Genomic DNA, 26,329 nt, shown 5'->3' with positions numbered 1-26,329 from the left:
TAGTGCGTGTCGCTCAAGAGTGTGCGGCGGTCTTGGGATAACGACATGCACAAAACAAAGACTCAGCCTGCGGCATCCTCGTAGAAATGCAGCCGGTTGCCGAACGGATCGGCGACCGATACCTCGCGGGATTTCCACGGCGTCTCTTCCAGGCCCGGCCTGGCGAAGCGGTAGTTTTTGCCGATCAGTTCGCGATGAAGTGCCGCGATGTCTTCGACCTTGATGCGCACGGCAATGCCAGGTGCGCCATCGCCGTGATGCTCGCTGAGATGCAGCACGCAGCCGTCGCGGCCGACCGCCATGTAAAGCGGCGCATTGTCGTCGAAGCGATGCTCCCATTGCACCTCGAAACCGAGGAAGCCGACATAGAATTCGCGCGCCTTGGCAATGTCGAAGATGCGCAGGATGGCCGTTATGGCGCCAAGTTTCGGCATGGTGTTGCCACCGTTCGAGAGGGTTTTCGGGCGGGGTGAAGGCGGGGCTGCAATCCCTATTTCAGCTCGAGCAACCGTTCCAGATAGCTGCGTTCGATGTCGGGGCTGAGCGCATTGCCGAGCCGCTTGCGGATCGCTTCCAGAATCTGGCGGGCGCGCTGCACGTCGATCTCGTCGGGCACCTTCACCGAATCGCCGAAATCGGGGCCCTGGCTGGCGCGCGGCCGGCCGAGCGGGTCACGGTCGGCGTTCTGCTGGCGGCCGCCTTCCTGGCTGCCGCCCTGATCGCCCTGCATGGCTTGCATCTGCTTCATCATGTCCTTGGCGCCCTTGCGCAGCGCTTCCAGCGCGCGGCCCTGGTGGCCGACGGCCTGATCGCCTTCGCCATCGCCGAGCGCCTGCTCGGCATTGCCCATCGACTTGCCGGCCTCGCCAAATCCTTCATTGGGCTCCATGCCCATGCCTTCGAGCCCTTTCTTCAGCTGCTCGAGATCGCTTTTCAGCTGGCCCTGGCCTTGCTGCAGCTGTTTCAGCGCGTCGGCGAATTCCTGCGGCGTCATCGGCTTCGGCTGGCCATCCTGGCCGGGCTTGCCGTTTTCGCCCGATTGATCTTGCTGACCGTTCTGGCCGAGCTGCTCGTCGCGGTTCTGCCCGCGCTGGCGCTCGCCGCGCTGCATCTGATCCATACGGAAGGTGTCGTTCATCATCTCCTGCTGGCGCCGCAGGATCTCGCCGAGCTTGTCCATCTGCTGGCGCATCTCGCTGTCCTGCTGACCGCCTTGCTGCTGACGGCCGGCCTGCAGATTGTTCATCATGTCCTGCAGTTGCGACAGCAATTGCTGCGCCTTGTCGCGATCGCCCGACTTGGCCAGATTCTCGATCTGGTTCATCATGCGGTCGATGTCGCTCTGGCGCAGTTCTTGGCCGTTCTGCTGCATCTGCGGCGCGTTGGGATTCTGCTTGGCGCGTTCCGCGAATTCCTGCAGGAACTGGTTCATCGCCTCGCGCAGTTCCTTCATCGCCTTTTCGATTTCCGCGTCGCTGGCGCCGTTCTTGATGGCGTCCTGCAGTGCCTGCTGCGCCTGGCGCAGCCGCTTTTCCGCGGCCGAGAGGTTGCCTTCCTCGATGCCGAGCGCGATTTCCCAGAGATAGGACACCTCGTTGCGCAACTGGTCGTCGCTGACGGCCATCTTCAGCCGGCTGCGGGCGCTCATGATGGCGAGGTAGTGGGACATGTTGTCGAACGTGTCCTCGGGCCGCAGCGTGATCGCGTCCATCAGGTCGAGCACACGCGGCTTGGCGTTGGCATCGAGTGCCAGCAGGCGGCGTTGCTCGATCACCGCCCGCGCCAGCGGATTGGCGAATGGCCGCTGCGGCATCGGCAACGTCTTGGTCTCGCTCGATGCGGTGTGTCCGGCATCGTCGGTGGCAAACAGCGTCAGCTTGATGCTGCTGCCGGCCCAGACATGCTCGGTCAGGTCCTTCGACGTCCTGGCGGCGTTCGACTTGCCGCCACGGCGCGGCAGCGAGAGCGCCATTTCAGGCGGACCATAGAGCGGATGCGCATTGGGTGCCTGCGGATCGGCGAGCGCGAAAACCGCCTTGGCGCTGGCCGCGCCGTAGTCGTCGTCGATCTGGTAGTTGAGCTCGAGGGCACCGTTGGCGGCGCGTTTCGGTTCGCCGACGAAGCGGATTTGCGGCGGCTTGTCGGGCACGACGGCGAAGGCCCAGCGGCCGAGCTGATCCTCGCCCGACTTCAGCGTCAGCGTGCCGTCGCCGGTCAGCTTGCCGGTGAACTGGCGCACCTTTGATGGCGTTGTCGGGGATGGCGTTGCCGGGCTTGCCGTCGGCTTGGCCGTAGCGGCGGCTTGCGGGCTGGCCGGGTCGATGGCGCGGGAATTGCCGTCCTTGTTGGTATAGGCAAGCGTTTCCTTGCCCGACCCGCCGGTGACGCGCAGCGAAACGTCGCTGCCTTCCGGAACGGTGAAGGCCGGTGTTGCCTGGTTGGCGTCGGCGGTCAGGAAGATCGGCGGCTTGCCGGTATAGGCCGGCGGCGTCACCCAGGCGTCGATGCGCGGCGGCACGGCATCGTGCGCGCCATGGGCATTGAACCCGTCAGCCATCCGGCCGCCGGTCGGTCCGAAGGAGAAGGCAAAGGCGGTAACCAGCAGAAGCGCCGCCACCGCGCGCAGCGCCCAGGGGTCGCGCTCCGGCACGCGCGTGCGCGGCAGGTCGGCACCGAGGCTGCCGAGCTTTCCGGCCATGCGCTTCTGGTGTTCGCGCCACAGCGCCTGCGAGAAGCTGCTTTCCCTGCCGCTTGGCCGGTCGGTCTGCACCAGCACGGGGCTGTGCAACAAGCCATTGGCCGCCTCGATCCGGCGGTCGATTTCGGTGGCGTCAGGCACGCGGAAGAAGCGCAACGGATAGAGCGCGGCCAGCGCCGCCACGCCGAATGCGGCGACAAGGCCGATGCGCGCCATATCCGGCAGCCGCGAGAAGATGCCGAGCCAGGAGACGCTGAGGAAAAGGCTGGCGATGATGAAGAGCGGCAGCAGCAACGGCCAGCCACGCTCGACCATCATCGAGACCCGTGTCGCCAGCCGGCTCAAGGCAAGGCGTCCGGCCAGGCCGCGATCGCTGTTGAAGATGGGTCGTTGCGTCATCGGCCCTTCCATGGGGCGGGCGGGATAGCCCAAGCCTCACGAGTCAGAAGAATACCAGCAAACACGGCAAAGGCGAGGCAGTTCGAAAAAACGTGAAGGCCGCCGCGAAGGTTCGCTCAGAAGGTTGCCGGGTTCGCATTCGCCCCGCAGACCAGCACGGCGATGCGTTCGCTTGGTGCCGGCGCGTAGCGCCCGGACAGGACCGCCGCGAAGGCGGCCGCGCCACCCGGTTCGGAAATGATGCGCACCCGGTTCCACAACGCCTTCTGCGCGGCGATGATGTCGTCGTCGCTGACCAGGATCGAGCGTTCGACAAAGGCCTCCGCTATCGGGAACATCATGTCGCCGACGCGCTTTGGCGCCAGCGAATCGGCGGCGATGCCCTCGGCCGGCGCGTCGACAGGGCGTCCGGCCTCGAAGGCGCGATGCAGCGTCGGCGCTCCTTCCGGCTCGATGGCGATGATGCGGATGCGGCCGGCAAACCAGGCGGCGATGCCGCCGATCAGGCCTCCGCCGCCGACGGCGACCAGCAGCGTGTCGAGGTGAGGCAGATCGCTCTGGATCTCCAACCCGAGCGTGCCCTGGCCGATCAGCGTTTCCTCCTGGTTGAAGGCATGGATCTGCAAGGCGCCGGTTTCCTCGGCGAAACGCTCGCTGGCGGCCAGCGCCTCAGCATAGCGGGCGCCGCCGACAATGAGCTCGGCGCCGTAGCTGCGGATCCGCTCCAGCTTGGCCGGCGGGCTCACTTCGGGAACGAAGATGGTCGCCTTGTGGCCAAGCCGCATAGCAGCATAGGCGACCGCCGCGCCATGATTGCCACCCGATGCGGCGACGACACCGGCCTCGGGAACAGGTCGCTCCAAAAGATTGGTGAAGGCACCGCGCGCCTTGAACGAGCCGGAATGCTGCAGGCATTCGAGCTTCAGGTCGACCGCCAGCGGCGGCCGGTCGAAGTCGGCCATGTCGACGCGCAGCACCGGTGTGTGGCGCACATAGGGCCGGATGCGCGGCTCCATCGCGGCAATGCGTTCGCGTGTGATCGTGTTGCCGTTGGTCATGACCATCTCCCGGGATTGACAGCAATTAGTAACTTGGCAAAATGGCTAAATGCAAGAGGTTGATGTCTTCAAGGCGATCGCCAACGAACGCAGGTTGCAGATCCTCGACTGGCTGAAGGACCCGCGCGCGCATTTCCCACGCCAAGTCGATGGCGATCTGGTCGAGGACGGCGTTTGCGCGCTGCTGATCGCCGAGAAGCTCGGCATCACACAGGCGACGCTCAGCGAACATATGCGTGTGCTGACCCAGGCCGGCCTGTTGCGGGCCAAGCGCATCAAGCAATGGACGTTCTATCGCCGCGACGAGGACAGGATCGCCGAAACAAAAGCGCTCATCCAGAGTCGGCTGTAGCGGTCGAGAGATTGCCCTGACCACACGTGGGTCGTGCCGCGGTGCCATCTATGCTTAGTCGAGCTTGGCCGCCTGGCGCAGTGCCGCATTCATGCGTGTCTGCCAGCCTGAACCACTCTTCTTGAAGCTCTCAACGACGTCCGGATCCAGCCTCAGCAAAATTGCGACCTTGGCGTGATCCAATCGCGGCCTCCCGCGTCTAGCAATCAGGTTCGGCTGTGCGTCGGGATCCGTTCGAGCCGCGGCGGTGATGACGGCGTCTTCTTCGTCCGTCATATTCTCAAGAGCCGCCTTGGCCCGTTCCAAGAGGCTCCTTCTCTCCTGCTCATTTGTGCCGATCAACGCTACTGCCGGTGCTCGCCTTTTTCTCAGTGGGGTGGAGCTCCTAGTAACCGGTTTCGACGTATTCGACATAGTCGCTGATCTCCTGTCTGGTGGCGCGTCGAAGGGAGATGACCCTGATGTTGCCGTCGCGCGGTGTGTAAACGATCTGATGGATCGTGTTGCCGATAAAGCCGATCCCGACGAACCTCTCCTCGCCATGATCTTCGCTTGCATCCTCGAAGATCATGGCGTTGTCGTAGTCGAAGGCCTCGGCAAGCTCGAAAGATACGCCGTGTTTTGCCTTGTTCTTTTTCGCCTTTTCGTCATCCCCTTCAAACTTCATCGCCAGCCCCCGCTGCCATTTACTGTATATACAGAAAATGCGCTCGGCACAAGCATTTCCGTATATACAGGAAAGTTTCAGGTTCGCGACCGCGTGACCGTCGCCGCCTTGGCCGCGAAAGTGCGTGGGACATATTGGGCATGTTTCGCGGCCGCTGCGCCGCACGCATAAACACAAGTCTTTCGCCAGGGAGACCGAGGTCAAGCCTGCCGCTGTCCTGCCGACTGCGTGCACCGCAACCGGACAAACGCGAACTCTTTGAGTTTCTGCGAAGGAATACGTGAGAAGCTGCCGTTCATCCCCGATGGCAACACGGGATGAAGCGGGTCTACCTTAGCCAGTCGGGCACCGAATCCAGCCCTATCAGGTCGTCATAGGTCAGGCGCGGGCGCACGATGTGGAAACGGTCGCCGTCGACCAGCACTTCCGGCACCAGCAGGCGGGTGTTGTAGGTGCCGGCCTGCACCGCGCCGTAGGCGCCTGCGGTGGAGACGACAATCAGGTCGCCGGCCCTCAGCCTGGGCAAGTCGCGGTCGAGGCCGATATAATCGCCGGTCTCGCAGACCGGGCCAACCACATCGACCATCATGCGCGGCGTATCGGGCGGCGGCTGAACCACCGGCCTTATGTCGTGGAAGGCATCGTAGAGCGTCGGCCGTATCAGGTCGTTCATGGCGGCGTCGACGACCAGGAAATTCTTGGCGTCGCCTTCCTTCACGAAGATCACTTCCGAGACGAGGATGCCGGCATTGCCGACGATCAGCCGGCCCGGCTCGAACATCACTTTCAGCCCGAGCCTAGTGACATGCTTCCTGACGATCTGGGCATAGGCGTCGGGTAGCGGAGGCGGATTGTTGTCGACGCGGTAGGGGATGCCGAGGCCGCCGCCGAGATCGACATGCTCGATGGCATGGCCATCGGCACGCAGCGTGCCGACCAGATCGACAAGCAGGGCGAAGGCGTCGTCGAAAGGCTGCAGCTCGGTGATCTGACTGCCGATATGGGTGTCGATGCCGGTGATCCTGATGCCCGGAAGCTGAGCGGCGCGGGCATAGACCTGACGCGCCCGCTGCCATGGGATGCCGAACTTGTTCTCGGCCTTGCCGGTGGAGATCTTCTTGTGGGTCTTGGCGTCGACATCGGGATTGATGCGCAGCGAAATCGGCGCCACCTTGCCGAGTGCCGCGGCTCGCGCCGACAGCAGCTCGAGTTCCGGCTCCGATTCGACGTTGAAGCAGAGGATGCCGGCGGTCAGCGCAAAGTCCATTTCGCGCGCGGTCTTGCCGACGCCCGAGAACAGGATCTTGCCAGCCGGAATGCCGGCGGCCAGCGCCCGCCGCAATTCGCCTTCCGACACCACGTCGGCGCCGGCACCGAGCCTGGCTAGCGTTCGCAGCACAGCCTGGTTGGAATTGGCCTTCATAGCGTAGCAGACCAGTGTGTCGAGCCCGGCAAAAGCCTGGGCAAACACCCGGTAGTGCCTGGTCAGCGTGGCTGTCGAATAGCAGTAGAACGGCGTGCCGACCTGTGCGGCGATATCGGGTATCGCCACGTCCTCGGCATGCAGCACGCCGTCGCGGTAGTCGAAATGGTTCACGAGAGTGGTTCCGGAAAGTTGGAGCACGAAGAAACCGGGTTTAGGAAGACTACCCCCGGCTCATCGGCTCTAGATCAGCGGGTCGAGGAAGAACTTCTTGTCCTTGACCGGTTTTTCCGGCTCCGGCGGCACGGGCTGGCGCGCCTTCGAGGCATCCTTGCGCGCCTGGACGGCCGCCTCATAGGGCGTGTCGAGAGCGCCCCTCCTGCCGCAGGCCGAGACGGCCGCAATCGCCACCAGCAGCGTCAGCGTCACCAAAATCCTGCTTCCGGTCATCGATCCATCCGTCCGAAATTCTTGCCAGCCGCCGCTTTTAGCCGAGTTCTCAGCGTATTGCACCCCGGATATTGCTGGTCGCAATATCCGGGATCACGCCTTTGCAATGCGCTTTTTCCAGCCGCGGATCTGCTTCCTGACTTCCGACGGCGCCGTGCCGCCGAAACTGGTCCGGCTCTTGACCGAGTTCTGCACCGCCAGCACCGAGAATATATCCGCCGTGATGCCGGGATTGATCGACTGCAGATCCTCCAGCGAAAGCTTCTCCAGCCCCATTTTCTTTTCTTCGGCCAGCGCCACCGCCCGGCCGGTGACGTGATGTGCCTCGCGGAACGGCAGGCCGAGCGTGCGCACCAGCCAGTCGGCGAGGTCGGTGGCGGTCGCGTGGCCGGAGCCGGCGGCCTTTTTCATCGCCGCCGCGTTGACCGTCATGTCCGAAACCATGCCGGTCATCGCCGCCAGCATCAGGTCGAGGGTCTCGGCGGCATCGAACACCGATTCCTTGTCTTCCTGCATATCCTTGCCATAAGTCAGCGGCATGCCCTTCATCACCGTCAGCAAGCCGACCAGATGGCCGGTGACGCGGCCTGTCTTGCCGCGCACCAGTTCGGCGGCGTCTGGGTTCTTCTTCTGCGGCATGATCGACGAGCCGGTGGAAAAGCTGTCCGACAGTCTGACGAAGCCGAATTGCGGCGTCGACCAGATGATGATCTCCTCGGCCAGCCGCGACAGATGCGTGGCGCAGATCGCGGCCATGCCGAGGAACTCCAGCGCGAAATCGCGATCCGAAACGCTGTCCAGCGAATTGCGCATCGGCTCGCGGAAGCCGAGCGCCTTGGCGGTTCTGTGGCGGTCGATCGGGAAGCTGGTGCCGGCAAGTGCTGCGGCACCAAGCGGGCTTTCGTCCATCCGTTCGATCGCGTCGCGGACCCGCGACAGGTCACGCGAAAACATCTCGACATAGGCCATGCAGTGATGGCCGAAGGTCACCGGCTGCGCCGCCTGCATATGGGTGAAGCCCGGCATCACGGTCGCCGCATGCTCCTCGGCCCGCGCCAGCAGCGCCTCGATCAGCCCTTTCAGCGCCTCGGCGACGCGAAGGCATTCGTCCTTGACCCACAACCGCAAGTCGACCGCGACCTGGTCGTTGCGCGAGCGGGCGGTGTGCAGCCGGCCGGCCGCCGGACCGATGAGGTCGGCGAGGCGAGCCTCGATATTCATGTGGATGTCTTCGAGCCGGGTGGAAAACTCGAACGTGCCGGCCTCGATCTCTTTCAGAATCGTGTTCAGCCCGTGAGCGATTTTTTCTTGATCGGCCGCCGAAATAATGCCCGTTTGCGCCAGCATCTCGCTATGGGCGATCGAGCCCTTGATGTCTTGCGCATAGAGTTTGCGGTCGAACGAGATCGACGCGTTGATCGCTTCCATGATCGCGGCCGGACCCGAGGCAAAACGTCCGCCCCACATCTGGTTGCTGGTCTTCTTGTCGCTCATCGCTATAACCCGTGCTTCGGAGCAGTTTTGAGAAAATGGCAGACGGTAATAGATTCTTCCCGGCCCCGCGCCTGATCCTCGCCGCTTTGGTGGCGGGCGTGCTGGCCGGCGCGGTCGCGGTATATGTCAGCGAGAGCCGGTCTGGCAACAACGCCGAGCGCCAAGTGGCCATTGGCGAGACCAAGGACGATGTCGCCTGCGCCGCCAAGAGCGACCGCGCCAAGAAGATAGCTGCAGCCGCCACCGGCGAGGTCGCGGCACTGTTGCCGGCCGATCCGCCGCAATCCTTGAAGGCGCTTGCCTTCAACGGCCCGGACGGCAAGCCGATGACGCTCGCCGACCATGCCGGAAAGACGGTGCTGCTCAATCTGTGGGCGACTTGGTGCGCGCCGTGCCGGGCCGAAATGCCGGCGCTGGATGCGCTGCAGAAGGAAAAGGGCAGCGACGCCTTTCAGGTGGTCGCCGTCAATGTCGATGCCGGCGACGATGTGAAGCCGAAGAAGTTCCTCAAGGACACCGGCGTGGCAACGCTCGGCTACTACCGGGATTCGACGATGGCGCTGTTCAATGACCTCAAGACGCGCGGCCTTGCGCTCGGCCTTCCCGTCACCCTGCTGATCGACGGCGAAGGCTGCCTGGTCGCCCACATGAACGGCCCGGCCGAATGGTCGGGGCCGGACGCAAAGCGGCTGATCGAGACGGCGCTCAAGCCCGAAAGCCTCTAAGCGCGTTGCGTTTGCCACTTTTGAGCGACATGCATCAGGCCCTGTTCAGACCAAGTGCAGGCGCTGGCGCGAAGGCCAGGACGCTTCTGTTGCGCTGGTCAGCGGCATCCTTGCCGACCATAGAGGCGTCGACGCCTGTCAGTTCGCTGAATTCCTCGATGAGGCCTGGCCTGCCGATATAGTAGCCCTGGCCGATCTCGCAGGCCTCCGCGTCAAGGAATTTCAGTTCGCCGAGCGTCTCGACGCCCTCCGCCAGAACCGGCAGGCCGAGACCGCGCCCAAGCCCGAGAACGGCGCGCACGATCGCCGCGACCTGACCGTTCTTGTCGACGGATTTGATGAAGGAGCCATCGATCTTGATCTTGTCGAAGGGAAAGGCGCGAAGGTTGGAGAGCGAGGAATAGCCGGTTCCGAAATCGTCCATGGCCACGCGCACGCCCAGCGCCTTGACCTGCCGCAAGGTCGCCAGCGCGCGCGGCATGTCCTTCACAAGCGCCGTTTCGGTGATCTCGAGTTCCAGCCTGCCCGGTGCAAGACCGGAATTCAGCAGCGTTTCGTGGACCTTGCGGCTGAAATTCGGATTGTGAAGCTGCACCGCCGAGACGTTGACGGCCACCGCCAGCGGGTTTTCCCAGCGGGCGGCTTCCTCGCAGGCCGCCGTCAGCACCCATTCGCCAATCTGGCCAATGGCTCCACTGTCTTCGGCCACCGGGATGAATATGGTCGGAGGTACATCGCCGCGCACCGGATGCCGCCAACGGATCAGAGCTTCGAAGCCGAGCATCTTGCCGCTGCTGATCTCCTTCTGCGGCTGGTAGACGAGGTAGAACTCGTTGCGCGCGACCGCCTGGCGCAGTTCGTGCTCCATCACGCGCTTGTCGCGGGCCTCGGCCCCCATCGCGGCCTCGAAATAGCGGTATGTGTCCTTGCCTTCGGTCTTGGCCCGGTAGAGTGCCGTATCGGCGTGGCTTATCAGGCTGGCCTGGTTTTCGGCATCCGATGGATAGAGCGCGATGCCGATGCTGGCCGACACGAGGCCGCCGCCGACCGAGCCCCTGTTTTCCTCGCGCATCGCGGTCAGCACAGCGTCGGCGATGCGGCCGGCCTCCAGCGGGTCGGTCAGGTTCGGGGCGATGATGGCGAATTCGTCGCCGCCCAGTCGCGCGACCATCTGTCCTTGATGCAGGATGCCGGTCACGCAATGCGCAACCTTCTGCAGCATGGCGTCGCCAGCGCCGTGCCCGTACAGGTCGTTGACCTCCTTGAACCGGTCAAGATCGAGCAGCAGAAGCGCCAGGTGGCCGCTTTTCCTGGCCTGGCCCATCGCGGCGATTTCCATATCGAGCCGGCTGGAAAAGCTGCGGCGATTGGCAAGTCCGGTCAATGGGTCGAAATGGGCAAGGCGCAGGATCTCCTGTTGCGCCTTCTTGCGCTCGCGAATGTCGCGGACCGCAATCACGTTGTGAGGCTTGCCACAATAGTCGATGCTCCGGGCGATCAGTTCGACGGGAATGCCTGTGCCATCGCGGCCCCTCAATTCGGTCTCCCGAGGCTGCTCGCCGAAGCCGGACATATCGGACGCGGTGCGCTCGTCGAAGAGGTCGCCAAGCAGCATCCCGTTCAGCGTCGCGGTCGCGATGCCCGTCAGCTTCGCCATGCTGTCATTGGCGCTGATGACGCGGCTGCCGTCGCAGACGATCAGACCCTCCACGGCGGCGTTGGCTAGACCGTGCATGCGGTCGACCTCGATCCTCTGGCGGCGGAAGCGCAGATCTATCCAAAGTGCCGTGCCCGAAAGAACAAGGATCACCAGGCTGGCGGCCGCCACGGCGAAGGCCTGCGACGTGGGCTCGATCGTGTATTGCGATATCTCTATCGAGGAGTCCGGGAAGATCGAGACCGCGGCCATGGCGATGAAATGCAAGCTGCAGATCGCCAGTGTCAGGAGCACCGCGCCGCCCAGTGTCGCGGACAGCGATGGGCGACGCAGGACAACAACAAGCGCCAGCGCCGCAAGTGCCACCCCCGCCAGCAAGGAGACCGCCACAAGCAGCAGGTTCCATTCGATCCGGCCCTGCACCTCGAATGCCGCCATGCCGACATAGTGCATGGTGGCGATGCCACCGCCCAGAATGGCGCCGCCGACGAGATGGTGGTCGAGCCCGTTGCGCAAGGTGGCGACCCACATGCCGGCCGCTGTCAGGACGACAGCGGCGGCAAGCGAGAGCACGGAGAATTCCGGGTTGTATGCGTTGGGTATTCCCGGCGTGAATGCAAGCATGGCGATGAAATGCGTTGCCCAGATACCGAAGCCGGTCGACGTCGCCGCAATCATCAACCAGGCAAGCCGGTTTCGATTTGCCGATCTGCCGACATGATGAAGCAAATTGACTGCAGAGAAAGAAGATATTCCGCAGATCAATGCCGCAAGCGCGACCAGTCTCAGATCGTGTTCGTTGACGATACAATTGTAGACCGTCAGCATCTTCTCCAACCTGATCTATTCGAAGCAAACAAGGCAATGTGATTGACTAGCCCTTGCTCGTTGAAGGATCGATTAAGGGAGCTTGCAACCCTGGCGTGCTTTTCCAGGGCAGGGCGACTGCGAGATCAGGCCGTTGTCCGGATGGACGCGGGGTTCAATGGGCCGGATGTGCTTCAGTAACCGGTTATCCGGCCGAAGATTGAGATCTATGAATTCAAGGGCCGGGGCCCGTCACGTCAGTTTTGCCGCCGCGTCTACTTGTCCCAGAGGCCCGCTAAACGGGACAGGGCCTGGATCGTGTCGCCATTCTGGGATCGCTCGGCAATCTGGTCAACGATTTGCTGGAAAGCCTTTGTGTCGACTTTCCTCAGATAGGCGATCTCGTTCAGTGAAAAGATCAATCGGCTGCCGACCGCCTGGTTGAAAGCGACGGCGTCGCCCTCGTTCATTTTGATCGGCCATAGCCTGGCCGGTGTCGGTAGGACCTCGCCCTGCTTGTCGTTCGGCAGATCGCGGTCGTCGCGAGGCACGAAGCCGGACGCACAATAGGTCACGGTGTAGGTATGGCTTTCGCTCGAAATATCGAGCTGGAAATGGCCATCGCCTTCAGATCTCCGGGAATCGAGTGGTGTATCGCCATAGAGAGAGCAGTCGCCGTCGCGACCCGTGCGGACCGACTGTGGCCAAGCCTTGATCGCGGCTTCAACGGGCCGGCCGGTCTGATATTCAATGACCTGCCCGAGGTGATCGTAGGTGGTCGACTCGCCAAAGGCGCCGAAGGACATACCGAGTCCTACGCCAAGCGCTACGAGACCCAAAGACGGCAGCAAGCGGCCAGCCATGTCAATCCTCCCAAACTCAAGATCCAATTCAACCAGCGGTCGGCTTGTCGCCGCAGGAACATTTCGGTCAGCGGTGGGTCCACTGTGATGTCGCGCAGCAGCGCCGGAGGGCTGCATTCAACCGCCACGCGCTGGGGATGGACGAAGTTATCGATGTGGAGTTTGGGAACCGGAGAATCCCAGTCGACCATCTGGACATCCAGCTGGGGAAAGCCTCCAGGCCCGGCATCGGACCATATGCAATTGGCTGTCACTTGTGGGGGAAGCTGGATGGTGACGGCATTGGCCGATGAATAGGCGGCGACAAGTGTAGACACCGACTTGCCATTGGTGGTCTCCTCCCGAAGCATGATCGGCGATCTCGTCGCCAGCAGCAGCGCCACCACAACAAAGACGCCGCAAACGAGCAGCAATTTGGCGGCGCCGGAAAGAATGTTCCGTGGTCGGGGTCCACTCATCAGCCGCGAGGTCAGCAAGGCTATCGAAATGACACCGGCAATTCCGAGCACGAAGAGTTTCAGGGCCAGTCCCGCGGCGAGAAAGCTGTGAAACGAATCGACCAGCCCCAGAACGGCGACAACAACGCCGACCAGGCCTCCGACTAGTTCGATCCGGCTCATGCGAAGTGGTCGCCCCGAATTGCCGCCCGCCAGCCGGCGCAATAGCGGCGGCAGGGACGGCGACAGACATCGTCGGTCGAGGCCTATTTCTTGTCAATGAGCTTCGTAAGCCAGTATCGGATCATGCCACGCGAACCGTCACAATGAGTGCCTCGTGATCGGAACTCGGGCCGCCGTCCGGCAGCATAGCGGGAAGAACCGCTGGATCGCTGGCAACGAGGCCGCGGGTGAAGAACCAGTCGATGCGGCCGACCGGCGTGCCGGCCTCGCGTCGCTGGGTGGGCAGGTCGAGGGTGTTGGCGGCGTTCCAGTCGTAGCCACGCCCGGCGAGGATCGCAAACAACGGTTCGTGTGGCTCGACATTGAGCAGCCGGTCGGGCTCGGCCGCGATGCGCGCCGCCCAGGCCTGGGGATCGTCATGGCGTTCCTCATGGCCGGCGGTCAGCGTGTTGAAGTCGCCGCCAAGCAGCACCGGTGCCTGCGGATCATATTTGTCGATGGCATCGAGAAGGTGGCGTGTCTGGACGGCGCGGCCGGCGGGATCGGTGCGGTTTTCGAGATGCACCGAGACGACCGTCACCCTGCGGTTGCCGATCCGCACCTGGCCGCCGATGGCCATGCGCCCGCCGATGCGCGGCTGGCCGTGTTCCGGCCGGAACCAGCCGCCGGTCGCGTCGAGGCGCACCAGGAAGGGCCGAAGCAGCGGGATGGCGCTGGTGACGGCGTTGCCATGAAAGCCTTCGGCATTGGTGGCGTCGCCGGTGGCCGCACGTTCCGCTTCGTTGCCGCCGCCGAGCTCGACGAACTCGACGCCGTAGGCGAAGGCATGGCCGAGCCGGTCGGCGAGCGCGCGCAGCGGATGACCGTTGCCCGAGCGCGCCATGCCTTCGTCCACCTCCGACAGCAACACGACATCCGGGGACTGGCCGGCAAGCGTCGCGGCGATGGCGTCGCCGTAACGCAGCCGCTCGACGTTCCAGGCGACGACGGTGAGCGTCTCGCCGGCATACTCACGCGAGGCCTTGCCGCCGATCTCGATCTGGCCAAGTGCCGGAATGGTGGTCGCATGTCGCAGATGGGTGGCGCTGTCGCGCGGTCCCTGGCGCATCGCGTGGCGGTCGGCGATGGGTACATGTGTCAGCTGCCGAACAAGCATCTTCACTCATCCCTTTAGCCGCATAATCATTGGCGCTCTTCAGTCTTTACGTCATCGACAGCTGCCCTAGCTACCTAAAGCACCGGCATGACGTTTTCGTGCCGGTACACGCCGAGGGGAGAAGAGACGGGCTGTCCACTGGCCCGAAGGCCACAGCAGAACTGTCACATACCTTCTCTAAGAGAGCGGGCAAGGACTTGCGCAAGACCCTTGTCAACAGCCATTCAAGAGGGAAGAAATCATGACCATCATCAAGCGGGGCTTCGCTGCCCTTGCCGTTGGCGCGCTCAGCACGGTGCTGGCGATGCCTGCCGTCGCAGAGCCGGTAAAATTCGATTTCTGGTTCGGCCTTTCGGGCGACCTCGCCCGCGTGGTCGACACGATGTGCAAGAACTTCAACGCCTCGCAGTCCGACTATGAAGTCGTCTGCACCAGCCAGGGCAACTACGACGCCACGCTGCAGAACACGATCGCTGCCTTCCGCGCCGGCAAGCAGCCCGCCGTCGTCCAGGTCTATGATGTCGGCACCGCCACCATGATGCTTTCCGGCGCCTACAAGCCGGCCGACAAGCTGATGGAAGAAAACGGCTACAAGATCGACTACGCCGATTATTTCCCCGGCATCGCGCGCTACTACGCGACGTCGAAGGGCGAGATGCTGTCGTTCCCGTTCAATTCCTCGACGGCGCTGATGTACTGGAACAAGGACGCCTTCGCCAAGATCGGCAAGACCGAAGCGCCCAAGACCTGGGAAGATGTCGGCGCCGACCTTCAGGCGATGAAGAGCGCCGGCTACGAGTGCCCGATGGCGATCAACATCTCCGCCAACGAAAGCTGGCAGCTGATGGAACAGTTCTCCGCCATCCACAACCAGCCGGTGGCGACTAAGAACAATGGCTATGACGGCCTCGACGCGCGTCTGGAAGTCAACAAGACCAAGTTCGTCCAGTACGTCACCGACCTCAAGAAGTGGTATGATGCCGGCCTGATCAAGATCAAGTCCAAGGATCTCGGCCAGGACATGGTCCAGGCCTTCGCCTCGGGCACCTGCCAGGTCATCCTGACCTCGGTCGGCGACCATGGCACCGTCGGCAAGACCCAGAAGGAAGGCATGCGCTGGGATGTCGCCGAACTGCCGGCCTATGCCGGCACCGAGCGCAAGAATTCGCTCGTCGGCGGTGCCTCGCTGTGGGTTCTCTCCGGCAAGTCGGATGCGGAATACAAGGGCGCGGCCGCGTTCCTCAACTTCATCCACGACCCCAAGACCGCGTTGTTCTGGTCGACGAACACCGGCTACATCCCGGTGACCAAGTCGGGCTTCGACTACATGAAGTCCACCGGCTTCTACGACAAGGCGCCCTACAAGGGCCGTGAAGTGGCGATCGCCAGCCTGACCGCGTCCGAGCCGACCGAAATCACCCGCGGTGTCCGGCTGGGCAACTTCACCCAGATCCGCGCCGAGTTCGGCACGCAGATGCAGGCGATCTTCGCCAACAAGGTCAGCGTCCAGGAAGGCCTCGATACGCTGGTCAAGAATGGCAATGCCATTCTCGACCGCTTCCAGCAGACCTATCCGGGCAAGACCCTGCCCTGATAGCCGAAATCCATGGCCGCCCGCCGGTCTTGTCCGAGCATGATCTTTTCCGAAAACCGGTTTCCACTTTTCGGGATCATGCTTGGGTCGACGGGCGGCCGCTTCGTATATTAATCTCCCTTTGCTCCAGACTGGCTGTTGATCAGCGGCGGCGGACCGATGGAAAAACGCATTACCTTCAGCAGTTGGACGATCGGCATCCTTTTCGCGGTGCCGCAGCTCCTCCTGATCTTCACGTTCTTCTACTGGCCGGCCGGTCAGGCCGTGTACTGGTCGCTGACACTGCAGCAGCCCTGGGGTGGCGGCAATGTCTGGGTCGGGCTCGACAATTTCCGCTCGATCCTGTCCAACGCCGACTACTGGAATTCGGTCACCGCCAGCCTGGTCTTTGCCGCCATCAGCACCGGGCTTGCGATGTTCATCGCGCTCGTACTCGCGGCGCTGACCGACCGCCAGCTTGCCGGCTCGCGCTTCTATCGCGTGGTGCTGATCTGGCCTTACGGCATCGCGGCGCCTGCGCTGGCAATGGCGTTCCGCTTCATTCTGGCGCCGGAAGCCGGCTTCATGGCGGTCGTCAATCAGGCCTGGCCCGGCTTCTGGGACCCCGGCCTTAACGGCGCCAATGCCATGGCCTCGATCATCATCGCCTTTTCCTGGAAATATGTCGGCTATAACTTCATCTTCTTCCTCGCCGCGTTCCAGGCCATCCCGCGTTCGCTGATCGAGGCGGCGGCCATGGACGGCTCCGGCGTCGTCAGACGCTTCTGGGATATCCAGTTTCCGTTGATCACGCCGACGATCTTCTTCCTGCTGGTCATCAACATCACCGAGAGCTTCCAGGATTCCTTCGGCATCGTCGACATCATGACCTCGGGCGGGCCGGCCAACGCGACCAATCTGATGGTCTACAAGATCTATTCCGACGGCTTCAAAGGCCTCGATTTTTCGGGCGCCGCCGCGCAGAGCATCATCCTGATGGTGCTCATCATCGTGCTTACCATCTTCCAGTTCCGCTTTATCGAGCGGCGCGTGCACTATCAGTGAGACGGTCATGGTAGAGCGCAACCCCATCCTGAACTTCGTCACGCACCTCGTGCTGTTCATCGGGTTTTTGCTGGCGATCGCGCCTTTCGTGATCGTGGTGATTGCCTCGTCGCACAATCTGAAGGATGTCAACGACGTGCCGATGTCCCTGCTGCCGGGCAGCGATTTCTGGCTCAACATCAAGACGGCGTGGACGACGGCCGATCTCGGCCCCAAGCTGCTCAACAGTTTCATCGTTGCCACGGGGGTCGCGGCGGGCAAGGTGATCATTTCGGCGCTTACCGCCTTTTCGATCGTCTATTTCCGCTATCCCGGCCGCACCTTCATCTTCTGGCTGATCTTCGTCACCCTGATGCTGCCGCTGGAAGTGCGCATTGTCCCGACCTACGCGGTCGTTGCCAATGTGCTTACGCCCTACCAGGCGATCCTCGACGTGACCGGCATAAGCTGGCTCATCGAAAAGGTTTCGGGCGTTCAGGTCTCGCTGAACCTAGGGCTGCTCAATTCTTATCCCGGGCTTATCCTGCCGCTGGTCGCGACGGCCACCGGCACCTTCCTTTATCGGCAGTTCTTCCTGACGATACCGGACGAATTGACCGAGGCGGCGCGCATGGACGGCGCCGGCGCACTGCGCTTCTTCATCGATGTTCTGCTGCCGCTGTCGCGCACCAACATGGCGGCGCTTGGAACCATCATGTTTCTGTATGCATGGAACCAGTATCTGTGGCCGTTGCTCATCACTACCGATCAATCCCATGCGATGGCGGTCACCGAACTCAAGCAACTCATCCCCAACGTCGGCGGCATTCCCGAATGGAACATCGCCATGGCCGGCACACTCATCGTCATGCTGCCGCCGCTGATCGTCGTCGTCGCCATGCAGCGCTGGATCGTGCGCGGCCTGATCGCCACCGAGAAGTGACTTCAGAAGGAGAGAGCCGATGGCCTCCATCACCATTCGCGACGTCAAGAAGAGCTACGCCAAGTTGCAGATCGTCCACGGCGTCGACCTCGACATCGCCTCGGGCGAATTCGTTGTCATTCTCGGGCCTTCCGGCTGCGGCAAGTCCACGCTGCTCAGGATGATCGCCGGGCTGGAAGAGATTTCCGGCGGCGAGATCGCGATCGACGGAGCCGTCGTCAACAAACTGGAGCCACGCGAGCGCGGCTGCGCCATGGTGTTCCAGAATTACGCGCTCTATCCGCATATGAGCGTGGCGCAGAACATCGGCTATTCGCTCAAGGTGGCCGGTGTTCCGACCGCCGAGCGCACGCAGCGCATACAGGCGGTTGCCCGCACGCTGGAGCTCGAGCATCTGCTCGACCGCAAGCCGATGGCGCTCTCGGGCGGGCAGAGGCAGCGTGTCGCCATGGGCCGCGCCATGATCCGCGAACCCAAGGTGTTCCTGTTCGACGAGCCGCTGTCCAATCTCGACGCCAAACTGCGCGTTCAGATGCGCTCGGAAATCCGCAAGCTGCACCGCCGTTTGAACGCGACCTCGGTGTTCGTCACGCATGACCAGGTCGAGGCGATGACGCTGGCCGACCGGCTGGTGGTGATGAACGGCGGACGTGTCGAACAGGTCGGCACGCCCGGTGAGATCTACACCCGGCCGGCCAGTCGCTTCGTGGCCACCTTCGTCGGCGCCCCGGCGATGAACATGCTTGAGGGCACGGTAGAACTCGACGGGTTGTCGCTGCTCGGCGGTAGCCGGCGCCTCGCCATCGCGCGTGCCGGCCTGCCTGTCGGCACGCGGGTCGCGATGGGCATCCGGCCGGAAGCCGTCCGGCTGGTGGCGCCGGGCACGGCCGGCGCGCTCGATGCCACTGTCGATCTGGTCGAGGAACTGGGCGCGGGACGGGTGATCTATTTCGATCTCGACGGCGCACCGTTCTCGGTGATGACGTCGGAGGCGGTCCATCCAGAGCCCGGTAGTGCGGTCGGCTTGAAGATTTCACCAGAGGACATGCATTTCTTCTCGTCGGAGACGGGAAGCCGTCTCGATGTCTTCAAGGCTTCCGTGCCGGAGCCGGCACTCTGATCTCCCGGAAATCGACCGTCAGGATGATGGCTGGCGCGGTGAGTGCTCGGCAGGTTGAAAAAACGCGATGAAGATTATCCAGGTCACCGATGTCCATCTCGGCCGGCAAGGCGAGCGCCGCTATGGCGTCGACCTGCATCAGCGACTGGCCTCATGCATCGCGCACATCAACGCGCATCACGGTGATGCCGCTCTTTGCGTCTTCACCGGCGACCTGACCGAGACCGGCGCGTCCGAAAGCTATGCCGACCTCAGGGCGGCGTTGAGCGCACTGTCGGTGCCCTGGCGGCTGCTGCCGGGGAATCACGACCGGCGGGCCAATCTTGCCGGGGCGTTTCCCGAATGCGCTGTCGACGAGAACGGCTTCGCGCAGTCGACCCATCAGACGGCCGACGAGGTGTTGTTGTTCCTCGACAGCCTGGCGGAAGGGCGCATCGAAGGCGAATTGTGCGAGAGGCGGTTTGCCTGGCTCGACGCCCGGCTCGAAGAAGCAGCCGGCAGGCCCGCCTATGTCTTCATGCACCATCCGCCGGTCGCGCTCGGCCTGCCGCAACTCGACCCGCTGGCGCTTGCGCAGCCCGAACAATTCCTTGGCCTGCTGCGGCGCCATGGCAACGTCCGCCACATCTTCTTTGGCCATGTTCATCGCGACATCGCCGGCACGGTCGCCGGCATCCCGTTCTCGGCGCAGCGCGGCCTGCACTGCCGGTTCGAGCTGGCGCTCGACAGATCAAGCGAGATCGTCGAGCAGGCGCCGCCTTCCTACGCGGTCATCCTCGCCGACAGCGCGGCCGGGCGCGTGGTCGTGCATGGCTGCGATTTTCTCGAACAATGGCCGATCTATTCCGCCAAAACCGGCGAACGCATCACTGCCTGAGGCTCATCGCAAGCCTCAGGCGAACACGTGCGCTTTCCCCGATACGGTCAGCCGGACGATCTCGCCGACCGCCGGCGCGTCCATGCCGGATTTGCGCAGGACCAGCGGCGTGTTGCCGATCGCGGCGGCGTCGGGCGGATCGGCGCTGTTCAAAAGCCGCACCGCGATCGTGCACATCGAGCCGGCGAATTCGGATTCGGTCACCTCGCCGAAAAGCATGTCCGGGGTGCCCGACATGCCTTCGCGCGACGTTCTCTTCAAGGCGATCTGCTCCGGCCGCAGCATGATGCGGGCAACATCGCGCCGCTCATTCGTGTCGACGGCGATGCGGCCGAGCGGTGAACTGGCGAAGCCGTCGGCGACCTTTGCCGGCAGGATGATGGCGTCGCCAAGGAACTCGGCGATCATCCTGTCCTTCGGCTTGAGATAGAGGTCGCGCGGCGTGCCGACCTGCGAGAACCTGCCATCGCGCATCACCGCCACCTGGCTGGCGAAGGACAGCGCCTCGGCCTGGTCGTGCGTCACCAGGATGGTGGTGATGCCGGCCGCCTCCAGAAGCTCGGCCACGGCCTTGCGCATCGAGGCGCGCAGGCCTGTGTCCAGGGCCGAGAACGGCTCGTCGAGAAGCATCAGCCGCGGCTTCATCGCCATGGCGCGGGCGAGCGCGACACGCTGCTGCTGGCCGCCGGAGAGCTCGTGCGGGCGGCGCTTGAGGATCGCCTTGTCCAGCCCGACGATATAGGCGAGTTCGACGATACGCTCGGCGCGCTTGTCTTCGCCGCGACCCATGCCGAAACCGATGTTGTCGCCAATGGTCAGGTGCGGGAACAGCGCGCCGTCCTGCGCCACCACGCCGATGCCGCGGCGGTGCGCCGGCACGGCGCTGCCGTCCTTGGCGAGCACCTCGCCGTCGAGCGCGATGCGGCCCTGGTCCGGCGCTTCGAAGCCGGCGATCAGGCGCAGCAAGGTCGTCTTGCCGCAGCCGGACGGACCGACGATCGCCGTGCGGCTGCCGCTGACGACGTTCAGATCGACGCCGGCAACGGCCGCGACCGGGCCGTAACGCTTGTGCACTCCGTTCAGTTCGAGAAAGCTCATCGTCCGGCCATCCGTTTCGACTGGACGTAGAGCAGCCACGTCAGGGGCAGCGACATCGCCACCATGATGAAGGCGTAAGGCGCCGCCGAGGCATAGTCGATCTCGCCGCTGTAGGACCAGAACGCCATCGCCAGCGTGCGGGTGCCGTTGGGCGCCAGCATCTGGGTGGCGGTCAGTTCGTTCATGATGCCGAGCGCCACCAGCGCCATGCCGGCTGCGGCGCCGGGCGCCGACAGACGGATCGTCGTGGACCACAGCGCCCGCAACGGCGGCCGGCCGAGACTGGCGGCGGCGCGTTCGAGTTCGACCGGCGCCTGGGCGATCGATGCGCGCAGACTGACCAGCGCGCGCGGCAGGAACATCAGCGCATAGGCCACCAGGATGGTGAACAGGGTCTGGTAGAGCGGCAGCGCGATGCGCACGGTGATGGTGACCAGCGCCAGCGCAATCACGACCCCGGGCAGTGAGCCGACGATGTAGTTGCAACCCTCCAGCAGGCGCTGCAGCGGCCCCGGTGCGCGGATCGAGATCCAGGCCATCGGCATGGCGGCGACAGTGGCCAGCAGCGCACCGGCGAGCGCCAGGAACAGCGTCTGGCCGAGCGCCAGGCCAATCTCGTCGAAGCGCCAGACATCGGCGCCGCCGGCGACCAGCCAGCCGCCGATGGTGACGAACGGCACGCCAAGCGCCAGCAGAGTGGTGACGGCAAGCAAGGCCAGGCTCGGGATGGTGGCGCGTCCAAGGCTCGTGCGCTGCTGGTACCGTGCGGCGCCGGAGCCGACACGGGCATAGCGTTCCTCGCCGCGCACCAGCACTTCGAGGCCGAGCAGCACGAAACAGCAGCTGACCAGCACGCCGGCCAGCATGTTGGCGGCCGGTCCGTTGAAGGTCGACTGGAACTGGTCGACGATCGCCGTGGTGAAGGTGTCGAAGCGGATAAAGACATAGAGGCCGTACTCGGCCAGCAGATGCAGGCCGACCAGCAGCGAACCGCCGCAGATGGCGAGCCTGAGCTGTGGCAGCACGACGCGCCAGAACACGCGCCATGGCCCGAGGCCGAGTGCGGCTGCTGCGTCCTCCAGGGCGGGATCGAGGCGGCGGAGCGCCGCCGATACGGGCAGATAGAGGAACGGAAAATAGGCGATGACGGACACCAGCACTCCGGCCCACAGGCCGTGCAGTCCGGGCACCAAGGTGATCCAGGCATAGCTGTGCACGAAAGCCGGGATGGCAAGCGGCGCCACGCACAGCCATGCCCAGAGCCTGGCGCCGGGCAGGTCGCTGCGCTCGGTCAGCCAGGCCAGCGTCACCGACAGCACGATGGTGATCGGCACGGCCAGCACGACCAGCAGGCCGGTGTTGACCAGAAGCTCGCCGACACGCGGCCGGAAGACCAGCGCCGCGACGGTTTCCCAGCCGGTCCGCACCGCGACCCAGATGATGAAGGCTAGCGGCAGCAGCGCCAGCAGCGAAACGCAGATGGCGGCGATGACCAGCCAAGGGGCTGCGCGTCGCTGCGTTCTCCGGCTTCTGCCCGAAGGCAGGTCCGCGCGCGCGAGATCGACCGCGGACTGCATCAGGTCAGACGCCGTGCCGTTGCCGTCCAGCGGCAGCAATTGAAGGACCGCAATTGCGATCGGGAACACAGCGTGTCGTCATCGACGAATGTCATCTCGAAAAACAAATCACTCCCGCGGAAAGCGAATTCCCGCGGGAGCGTGGTCGGCTGTCCTTTTAGGACGAATGGCAACTAAAGCAAGCCGGCTGCCGTCATCAGGTCGGTGACCTTCTTGGAGTTCAGCGTCGTCGGATCGACCTTGGGCGCCTGCAGATCGGCCAGCGGCACCAGCTTGGGATTGGACTCCGCACCCTTGCCGACAGCATATTCGAAGGAATCGCCGGTCTTCAAGATCTCCTGGCCGCCCTTGCCGGTCACCCATTTCAGGAAGGCCTGGGCTTCCTTCGCATGCTTGCTCGAGGCCAGTACGCCGCCGCCGGAGATCGAAACGAAGGCGCCCGGATCCTGGTTCTTGAAATAGTGCAGGTCGACATTCTTGCTGTTTTCGCCTGTCTTGGCCTGATCGCCGAAGTAGTAATAGTGGTAGATCACGCCGCCTTCGATCTCGCCGGCATTGACCGCCTTCATCACCGTGCTGTTGCCCTTGTAGGCGGTGAAATTGGTTTTCATCGCCTTAAGCCAGTCCGCCGTGGCGGCCTCGCCCTTGAGCTGCAGCAACGCGCTGATGATGGCCTGGAAATCGGCGCCCGACGGCGAGGCGGCCCAGCGGCCTTTCCAGCTCGGATCGGCGAGATCGAGCATCGACTTGGGCAGCTGGTCGGCGTTGAGCTTGGTCTTGTTGTAGGCAAAGACGGTACTGCGTGCGGCCACACCCACCCATTTGCCGCTGGCCGGCTGGTAGTCCTGCGGCACCTGGGCCAGCGTGTCGGCGTTGACCGGCGCGAACAGGCCGGCACTCTCGACCAGCGCCATGGCCGGCGAGTTCTCCGTCAGGAACACGTCGGCGGGCGAGGCAGCACCTTCGGCGACGATCTGGTTGGAGAAATCGCTGTCGCCACCGTTGCGCACGGTGACCTTGATGCCGGTTTCCTTGGTGAAGCCTTCGGCCCATGCCTTGGCCAGGCTCTCGTGCTGGGCGTTGTAGACGACGATGCCGGCATCTTCGGCCATTGCCGGGCCCGCGATCAGGCTGATTGCGAGCGCGGTGGCGCCGGCCAGGGCAAGAAGGGTGGATTTCATCAGGGACTCCTCGGGTTGTCCGCACTGCGGATGCGCCCGATTACCAATTCATGAACATGTTAGTCAAGATTTAAAAAGAGTCAGCTCATCACGGTTTCGAGCGTCAAGACATCGATGGCGGGATCACCCGATATGCGGGACAGGTGGCTGCGCCTCCGGAATACAGCCATCGATCATCGGATGAATGGTCCAGCGCTGTTCCAGTCCCTGCCGTGTTCGTTTGGTCTCTGGATCGAAAGCCTCGTTGAGCATGGCGCACCAGGTTTTGCGCAAATTCTCGCAGCGCGTCCTGAACGCCGCGCTGCCAAGCCCGTCGCGCATGTCCTGGGCGGTGAGGTCGGTCGCTTCTCCCGGAGGTTTTGGCGGGACGGTGCCCGCATCTGGAAAGTCCGGATCCCACTGCAGATAGTGTTTTGCATCGACACTCGCCGCGGCATGGAATTTGACCACCGCCATCAGCGGATGAAACTCGTGCCAGCCCTTGTGGTAGCCGTCATAGACATGTTCGCCGAGGACGGCGACGTGATCGCCCATCCGGATCGGTCCGAGCGCCTTGTCGCCGACATTGGCGTCCTCGACATCGCCTGGGTTCCAGTTGAAAAGTCCCCCCAGGACCGGCTTGATTCCGCCGTAGTAGGATGCCGCTCCGCCGATGGCGCCACCAATGGCTCCTCCGAGCAATCCTCCGAAGAAGGAGCCAATGGCGCAGCCCAGCGCACCCAGGAAAAACGATCCGATGGCGCAACCGACAGTGGCTCCAACACTGGCGCCGGCCGCTGCCGACGCCGCGGTGACGACCAGCGCCGCCGTCAGCAGGATGACGATGGCCGGCGCCCACTGGCGCATCTTGATCCAGAAGTCGCCCTCGGCCTCGCAGTGCAGGCCCCAGCGCGCATGGTCATCGGCGGTGGCGTAGCCCAAATCGGTATTCAGGTCGTCGCGCGGCAGCAGCAATTCATGGCCCTGGAAGCCGTCATTGAGAATGTCGTTTGCCGGATGGGCCAAGATCTTCGCGGCGAATTCCGTGACGACGGTGCCATCGGCATTGTAGCGATTGGCGGCCGCCAACGCCGCCTCGTTCGTTTCGGCGTTGAGGATTTCGGTCGTCGGATGCGGCATCAGTATGACGTCGAAATACTGATCGTTGTCGAACGCGCCGAGATCGCTCCGGAACGGATTGTAGGACACGATGCCGACGGCACATTTCGGATTGTCCTTGTCCAGGCAGATCAGGCGATGGTTAAGCCATTCCGCGGCCGCCTTGTCGATCGTCGCGGTGGCGGAAGCCAGAAATGCGATGGCGGCGGCAAGCACCGCGCCGACCGGCCCGAGCAGGAAGCCGAAGGCGGCTGCAAGACCCGTGATCACGATGATCTGGAGCGCCTGGCCGGCGAGGAAAGCCAGCCGGTCGTTCTCGTTGTAGGGCTTGCCTCCGGCCGGATAGAGAAAGCAGCTCGTATAGTGCTTGTAAGCCATCGGAGCGCCTCAGCCTTTCGTTGCGGTCAGCGTCACGCCGCCGGTCATGGTGCGCAATCCGCTCTCGCTGATCGTGAAGACGTGGACGTTGAAGGTTTTTGAGCCGCTGAAGGCGGCGTCCTTCGGTTCGATCTCTACAGCGACCTCGGCCTCCTGGCGCGGCTGCAGCGAAAAAATGTTCGGCACGATTCTGACCGACCAGCCCTCCGGAACGGGAAAACGGCCGTAAGCCTGTTCGCCCAGGGCTCTTGCCCAGCGCGCCTTGCTCTCGGCAAGCCGCGATTCCGGTGCGTCCGCGCGCTCGCTTCCTCGACCTGGGGTACATGGCCGCAGTTTCGGCAGGCCGTAGCTGTCCGCCTCGATCTGGAAGCGGCGGGCGACCGAGGCTTCGTTGCGGACGGTGAAGGCGAATTTTGCCGGTGACTGCAACTGGGCGACGTTGACGTTCTTCTGGCCAAGATTGTTGTCGGGGTTGGCATCATCGCCCCAGGAAAGCTGTGCCTGAAGGCAGTAATGGCCACCAATGGCAGGTGTGGTCCAACCGAACTCGGCGTAGGCGGGACAATCGATCGTGCCCTTGGCGCCGAGATTGACGCCGGTGCTGGCGATCGGATGAGAGACGGTTTGTGCGCCGAAGGACAGATAGGACAGCGCCACGCCCACCCCGACCGCTGGGGCGTCATAGGACCCGTTCCAGACGCGGACGCGCACGCGATATCGATGAGCGGGCTTAAGCGCGCCGGTGACCAGTGTGGCACCGTCGAAAATGTCGATGTCGGGATTGTCCCAGGTGACGGCGAGCCCCTGCGCCATCAGATAGTACTGGGCATAGAGAAGCGGGTCAGCGCGCTTATAGATATCGGGCGGCAGCTGAATACAGCAATCGTTCTGTGCGGGGCTCGGCAACCGCTGGCGCTTGGCCAACCGGCAAAGCAACATGCATACCGTGGCGAACAGCGCCTTCAGGCCGGCGGCGAGACGCTTCCAGAAATCCGCGGTGAACAACAGCAGGGCCGCAATTCGAATGTGGTCGACCAGAGATCCTACCATACCGTGTTTTCCCACGCTGAG

The 26,329-nt window shown here is 63.6% G+C and carries 24 protein-coding genes; 7 read left to right on the top strand and 17 right to left on the bottom strand.

Annotation, left to right across the window (positions count from 1 at the left end; genetic code table 11):
• Positions 1–62: 62 nt before the first annotated feature.
• The 3 genes from BPNPMPFG_RS17800 to BPNPMPFG_RS17790 form a co-directional block, all read right to left on the bottom strand.
• A complete protein-coding gene (locus BPNPMPFG_RS17800; protein ID WP_258590037.1) occupies positions 63–434 on the bottom strand; it encodes a VOC family protein in 372 nt (123 codons plus the stop codon).
• A 56-nt stretch (positions 435–490) separates the two neighbouring features.
• The gene (locus BPNPMPFG_RS17795) at positions 491–3,097 is read right to left on the bottom strand and encodes a TIGR02302 family protein (RefSeq protein WP_258590036.1); all 2,607 of its coding nucleotides are present in this window, start codon (positions 3,095–3,097) and stop codon (positions 491–493) included.
• 116 nt (positions 3,098–3,213) lie between these two features.
• Complete coding sequence (locus tag BPNPMPFG_RS17790; RefSeq protein WP_258590035.1) at positions 3,214–4,155, bottom strand: threonine/serine dehydratase; 942 nt, start codon at positions 4,153–4,155, stop codon at positions 3,214–3,216.
• Between the two features lie 49 nt (positions 4,156–4,204).
• On the opposite strand from BPNPMPFG_RS17790, the gene BPNPMPFG_RS17785 reads away from it, so the two are divergent.
• Positions 4,205–4,507 carry an ArsR/SmtB family transcription factor gene (locus BPNPMPFG_RS17785; protein WP_258590034.1) on the top strand — a complete coding sequence of 101 codons (303 nt, stop codon included), beginning with the start codon at positions 4,205–4,207 and terminating at the stop codon, positions 4,505–4,507.
• Positions 4,508–4,561: 54 nt separating this feature from the next.
• Here the strand turns inward: BPNPMPFG_RS17785 and BPNPMPFG_RS17780 are convergent, their stop codons facing one another.
• The 5 genes from BPNPMPFG_RS17780 to argH all read right to left on the bottom strand — a co-directional run bounded on the left by BPNPMPFG_RS17780 (position 4,562) and on the right by argH (position 8,541).
• Positions 4,562–4,813 (bottom strand): BrnA antitoxin family protein, encoded by a 252-nt coding sequence (locus tag BPNPMPFG_RS17780; RefSeq protein ID WP_258590033.1) that lies wholly within the window; start codon positions 4,811–4,813, stop codon positions 4,562–4,564.
• A gap of 79 nt (positions 4,814–4,892) precedes the next feature.
• Positions 4,893–5,378: a BrnT family toxin gene (locus BPNPMPFG_RS17775; protein ID WP_258590032.1), complete on the bottom strand. Its 486-nt coding sequence runs from the start codon at positions 5,376–5,378 to the stop codon at positions 4,893–4,895.
• Positions 5,379–5,502: 124 nt separating this feature from the next.
• Positions 5,503–6,771, bottom strand: coding sequence for a diaminopimelate decarboxylase (lysA, locus tag BPNPMPFG_RS17770; protein WP_258590031.1), 1,269 nt, complete (start codon positions 6,769–6,771; stop codon positions 5,503–5,505).
• A gap of 69 nt (positions 6,772–6,840) precedes the next feature.
• Positions 6,841–7,047, bottom strand: a complete 207-nt coding sequence (gene lptM, locus BPNPMPFG_RS17765) for an LPS translocon maturation chaperone LptM (RefSeq protein ID WP_258590030.1) — start codon at positions 7,045–7,047, stop codon at positions 6,841–6,843.
• A gap of 93 nt (positions 7,048–7,140) precedes the next feature.
• Complete coding sequence (argH, locus tag BPNPMPFG_RS17760; protein ID WP_258590029.1) at positions 7,141–8,541, bottom strand: argininosuccinate lyase; 1,401 nt, start codon at positions 8,539–8,541, stop codon at positions 7,141–7,143.
• Between the two features lie 35 nt (positions 8,542–8,576).
• Here argH and tlpA point away from each other — a divergent pair, with 35 nt between their 5' ends.
• Positions 8,577–9,266 carry a thiol:disulfide interchange protein TlpA gene (gene tlpA / locus BPNPMPFG_RS17755; protein ID WP_258590028.1) on the top strand — a complete coding sequence of 230 codons (690 nt, stop codon included), beginning with the start codon at positions 8,577–8,579 and terminating at the stop codon, positions 9,264–9,266.
• Between the two features lie 34 nt (positions 9,267–9,300).
• On the opposite strand, the gene BPNPMPFG_RS17750 is transcribed toward tlpA, so the two are convergent.
• The 4 genes from BPNPMPFG_RS17750 to BPNPMPFG_RS17735 form a co-directional block, all read right to left on the bottom strand.
• A complete protein-coding gene (locus tag BPNPMPFG_RS17750) occupies positions 9,301–11,751 on the bottom strand; it encodes a sensor domain-containing diguanylate cyclase (RefSeq protein ID WP_258590027.1) in 2,451 nt (816 codons plus the stop codon).
• A 254-nt stretch (positions 11,752–12,005) separates the two neighbouring features.
• Positions 12,006–12,536: a hypothetical protein gene (locus BPNPMPFG_RS17745; RefSeq protein ID WP_258590026.1), complete on the bottom strand. Its 531-nt coding sequence runs from the start codon at positions 12,534–12,536 to the stop codon at positions 12,006–12,008.
• A gap of 20 nt (positions 12,537–12,556) precedes the next feature.
• The gene (locus BPNPMPFG_RS17740; protein ID WP_258590025.1) at positions 12,557–13,255 is read right to left on the bottom strand and encodes a hypothetical protein; all 699 of its coding nucleotides are present in this window, start codon (positions 13,253–13,255) and stop codon (positions 12,557–12,559) included.
• Positions 13,256–13,334: 79 nt separating this feature from the next.
• Positions 13,335–14,369 (bottom strand): endonuclease/exonuclease/phosphatase family protein, encoded by a 1,035-nt coding sequence (locus BPNPMPFG_RS17735; protein WP_258590024.1) that lies wholly within the window; start codon positions 14,367–14,369, stop codon positions 13,335–13,337.
• Between the two features lie 241 nt (positions 14,370–14,610).
• Here BPNPMPFG_RS17735 and BPNPMPFG_RS17730 point away from each other — a divergent pair, with 241 nt between their 5' ends.
• The 5 genes from BPNPMPFG_RS17730 to BPNPMPFG_RS17710 all read left to right on the top strand — a co-directional run bounded on the left by BPNPMPFG_RS17730 (position 14,611) and on the right by BPNPMPFG_RS17710 (position 19,926).
• A complete protein-coding gene (locus BPNPMPFG_RS17730; protein ID WP_258590023.1) occupies positions 14,611–15,963 on the top strand; it encodes an extracellular solute-binding protein in 1,353 nt (450 codons plus the stop codon).
• 159 nt (positions 15,964–16,122) lie between these two features.
• A complete protein-coding gene (locus BPNPMPFG_RS17725; RefSeq protein WP_258590022.1) occupies positions 16,123–17,007 on the top strand; it encodes an ABC transporter permease subunit in 885 nt (294 codons plus the stop codon).
• A gap of 7 nt (positions 17,008–17,014) precedes the next feature.
• The gene (locus tag BPNPMPFG_RS17720) at positions 17,015–17,929 is read left to right on the top strand and encodes an ABC transporter permease subunit (RefSeq protein ID WP_258590021.1); all 915 of its coding nucleotides are present in this window, start codon (positions 17,015–17,017) and stop codon (positions 17,927–17,929) included.
• A gap of 19 nt (positions 17,930–17,948) precedes the next feature.
• Positions 17,949–19,049 carry a sn-glycerol-3-phosphate import ATP-binding protein UgpC gene (locus BPNPMPFG_RS17715; RefSeq protein WP_258590020.1) on the top strand — a complete coding sequence of 367 codons (1,101 nt, stop codon included), beginning with the start codon at positions 17,949–17,951 and terminating at the stop codon, positions 19,047–19,049.
• Between the two features lie 67 nt (positions 19,050–19,116).
• Entirely contained in the window at positions 19,117–19,926 is an 810-nt protein-coding gene (locus BPNPMPFG_RS17710) for a phosphodiesterase (RefSeq protein ID WP_258590019.1), read from the top strand.
• A 15-nt stretch (positions 19,927–19,941) separates the two neighbouring features.
• On the opposite strand, the gene BPNPMPFG_RS17705 is transcribed toward BPNPMPFG_RS17710, so the two are convergent.
• From BPNPMPFG_RS17705 to BPNPMPFG_RS17685, 5 genes are all read right to left on the bottom strand, one after another.
• Positions 19,942–21,024 (bottom strand): ABC transporter ATP-binding protein, encoded by a 1,083-nt coding sequence (locus BPNPMPFG_RS17705; RefSeq protein ID WP_258590018.1) that lies wholly within the window; start codon positions 21,022–21,024, stop codon positions 19,942–19,944.
• Positions 21,021–22,601 carry an ABC transporter permease gene (locus tag BPNPMPFG_RS17700; protein ID WP_258596802.1) on the bottom strand — a complete coding sequence of 527 codons (1,581 nt, stop codon included), beginning with the start codon at positions 22,599–22,601 and terminating at the stop codon, positions 21,021–21,023. The genes BPNPMPFG_RS17705 and BPNPMPFG_RS17700 overlap by 4 nt, the downstream gene beginning before the upstream one ends.
• Positions 22,602–22,774: 173 nt before the next feature.
• On the bottom strand, positions 22,775–23,782 hold the full coding sequence (locus BPNPMPFG_RS17695) for an iron ABC transporter substrate-binding protein (protein WP_258590017.1): 1,008 nt from the start codon (positions 23,780–23,782) through the stop codon (positions 22,775–22,777).
• Between the two features lie 123 nt (positions 23,783–23,905).
• Positions 23,906–25,258: a hypothetical protein gene (locus BPNPMPFG_RS17690; protein WP_258590016.1), complete on the bottom strand. Its 1,353-nt coding sequence runs from the start codon at positions 25,256–25,258 to the stop codon at positions 23,906–23,908.
• A 9-nt stretch (positions 25,259–25,267) separates the two neighbouring features.
• Positions 25,268–26,308: a hypothetical protein gene (locus tag BPNPMPFG_RS17685; RefSeq protein ID WP_258590015.1), complete on the bottom strand. Its 1,041-nt coding sequence runs from the start codon at positions 26,306–26,308 to the stop codon at positions 25,268–25,270.
• Positions 26,309–26,329: the final 21 nt, after the last annotated feature.

Source organism: Mesorhizobium sp. AR07 (assembly GCF_024746815.1).
Classification (GTDB): domain Bacteria; phylum Pseudomonadota; class Alphaproteobacteria; order Rhizobiales; family Rhizobiaceae; genus Mesorhizobium.
The sequence above is the reverse complement of the archived record's forward strand: the minus strand, read 5'-3'. Positions and strand labels throughout refer to the sequence as shown.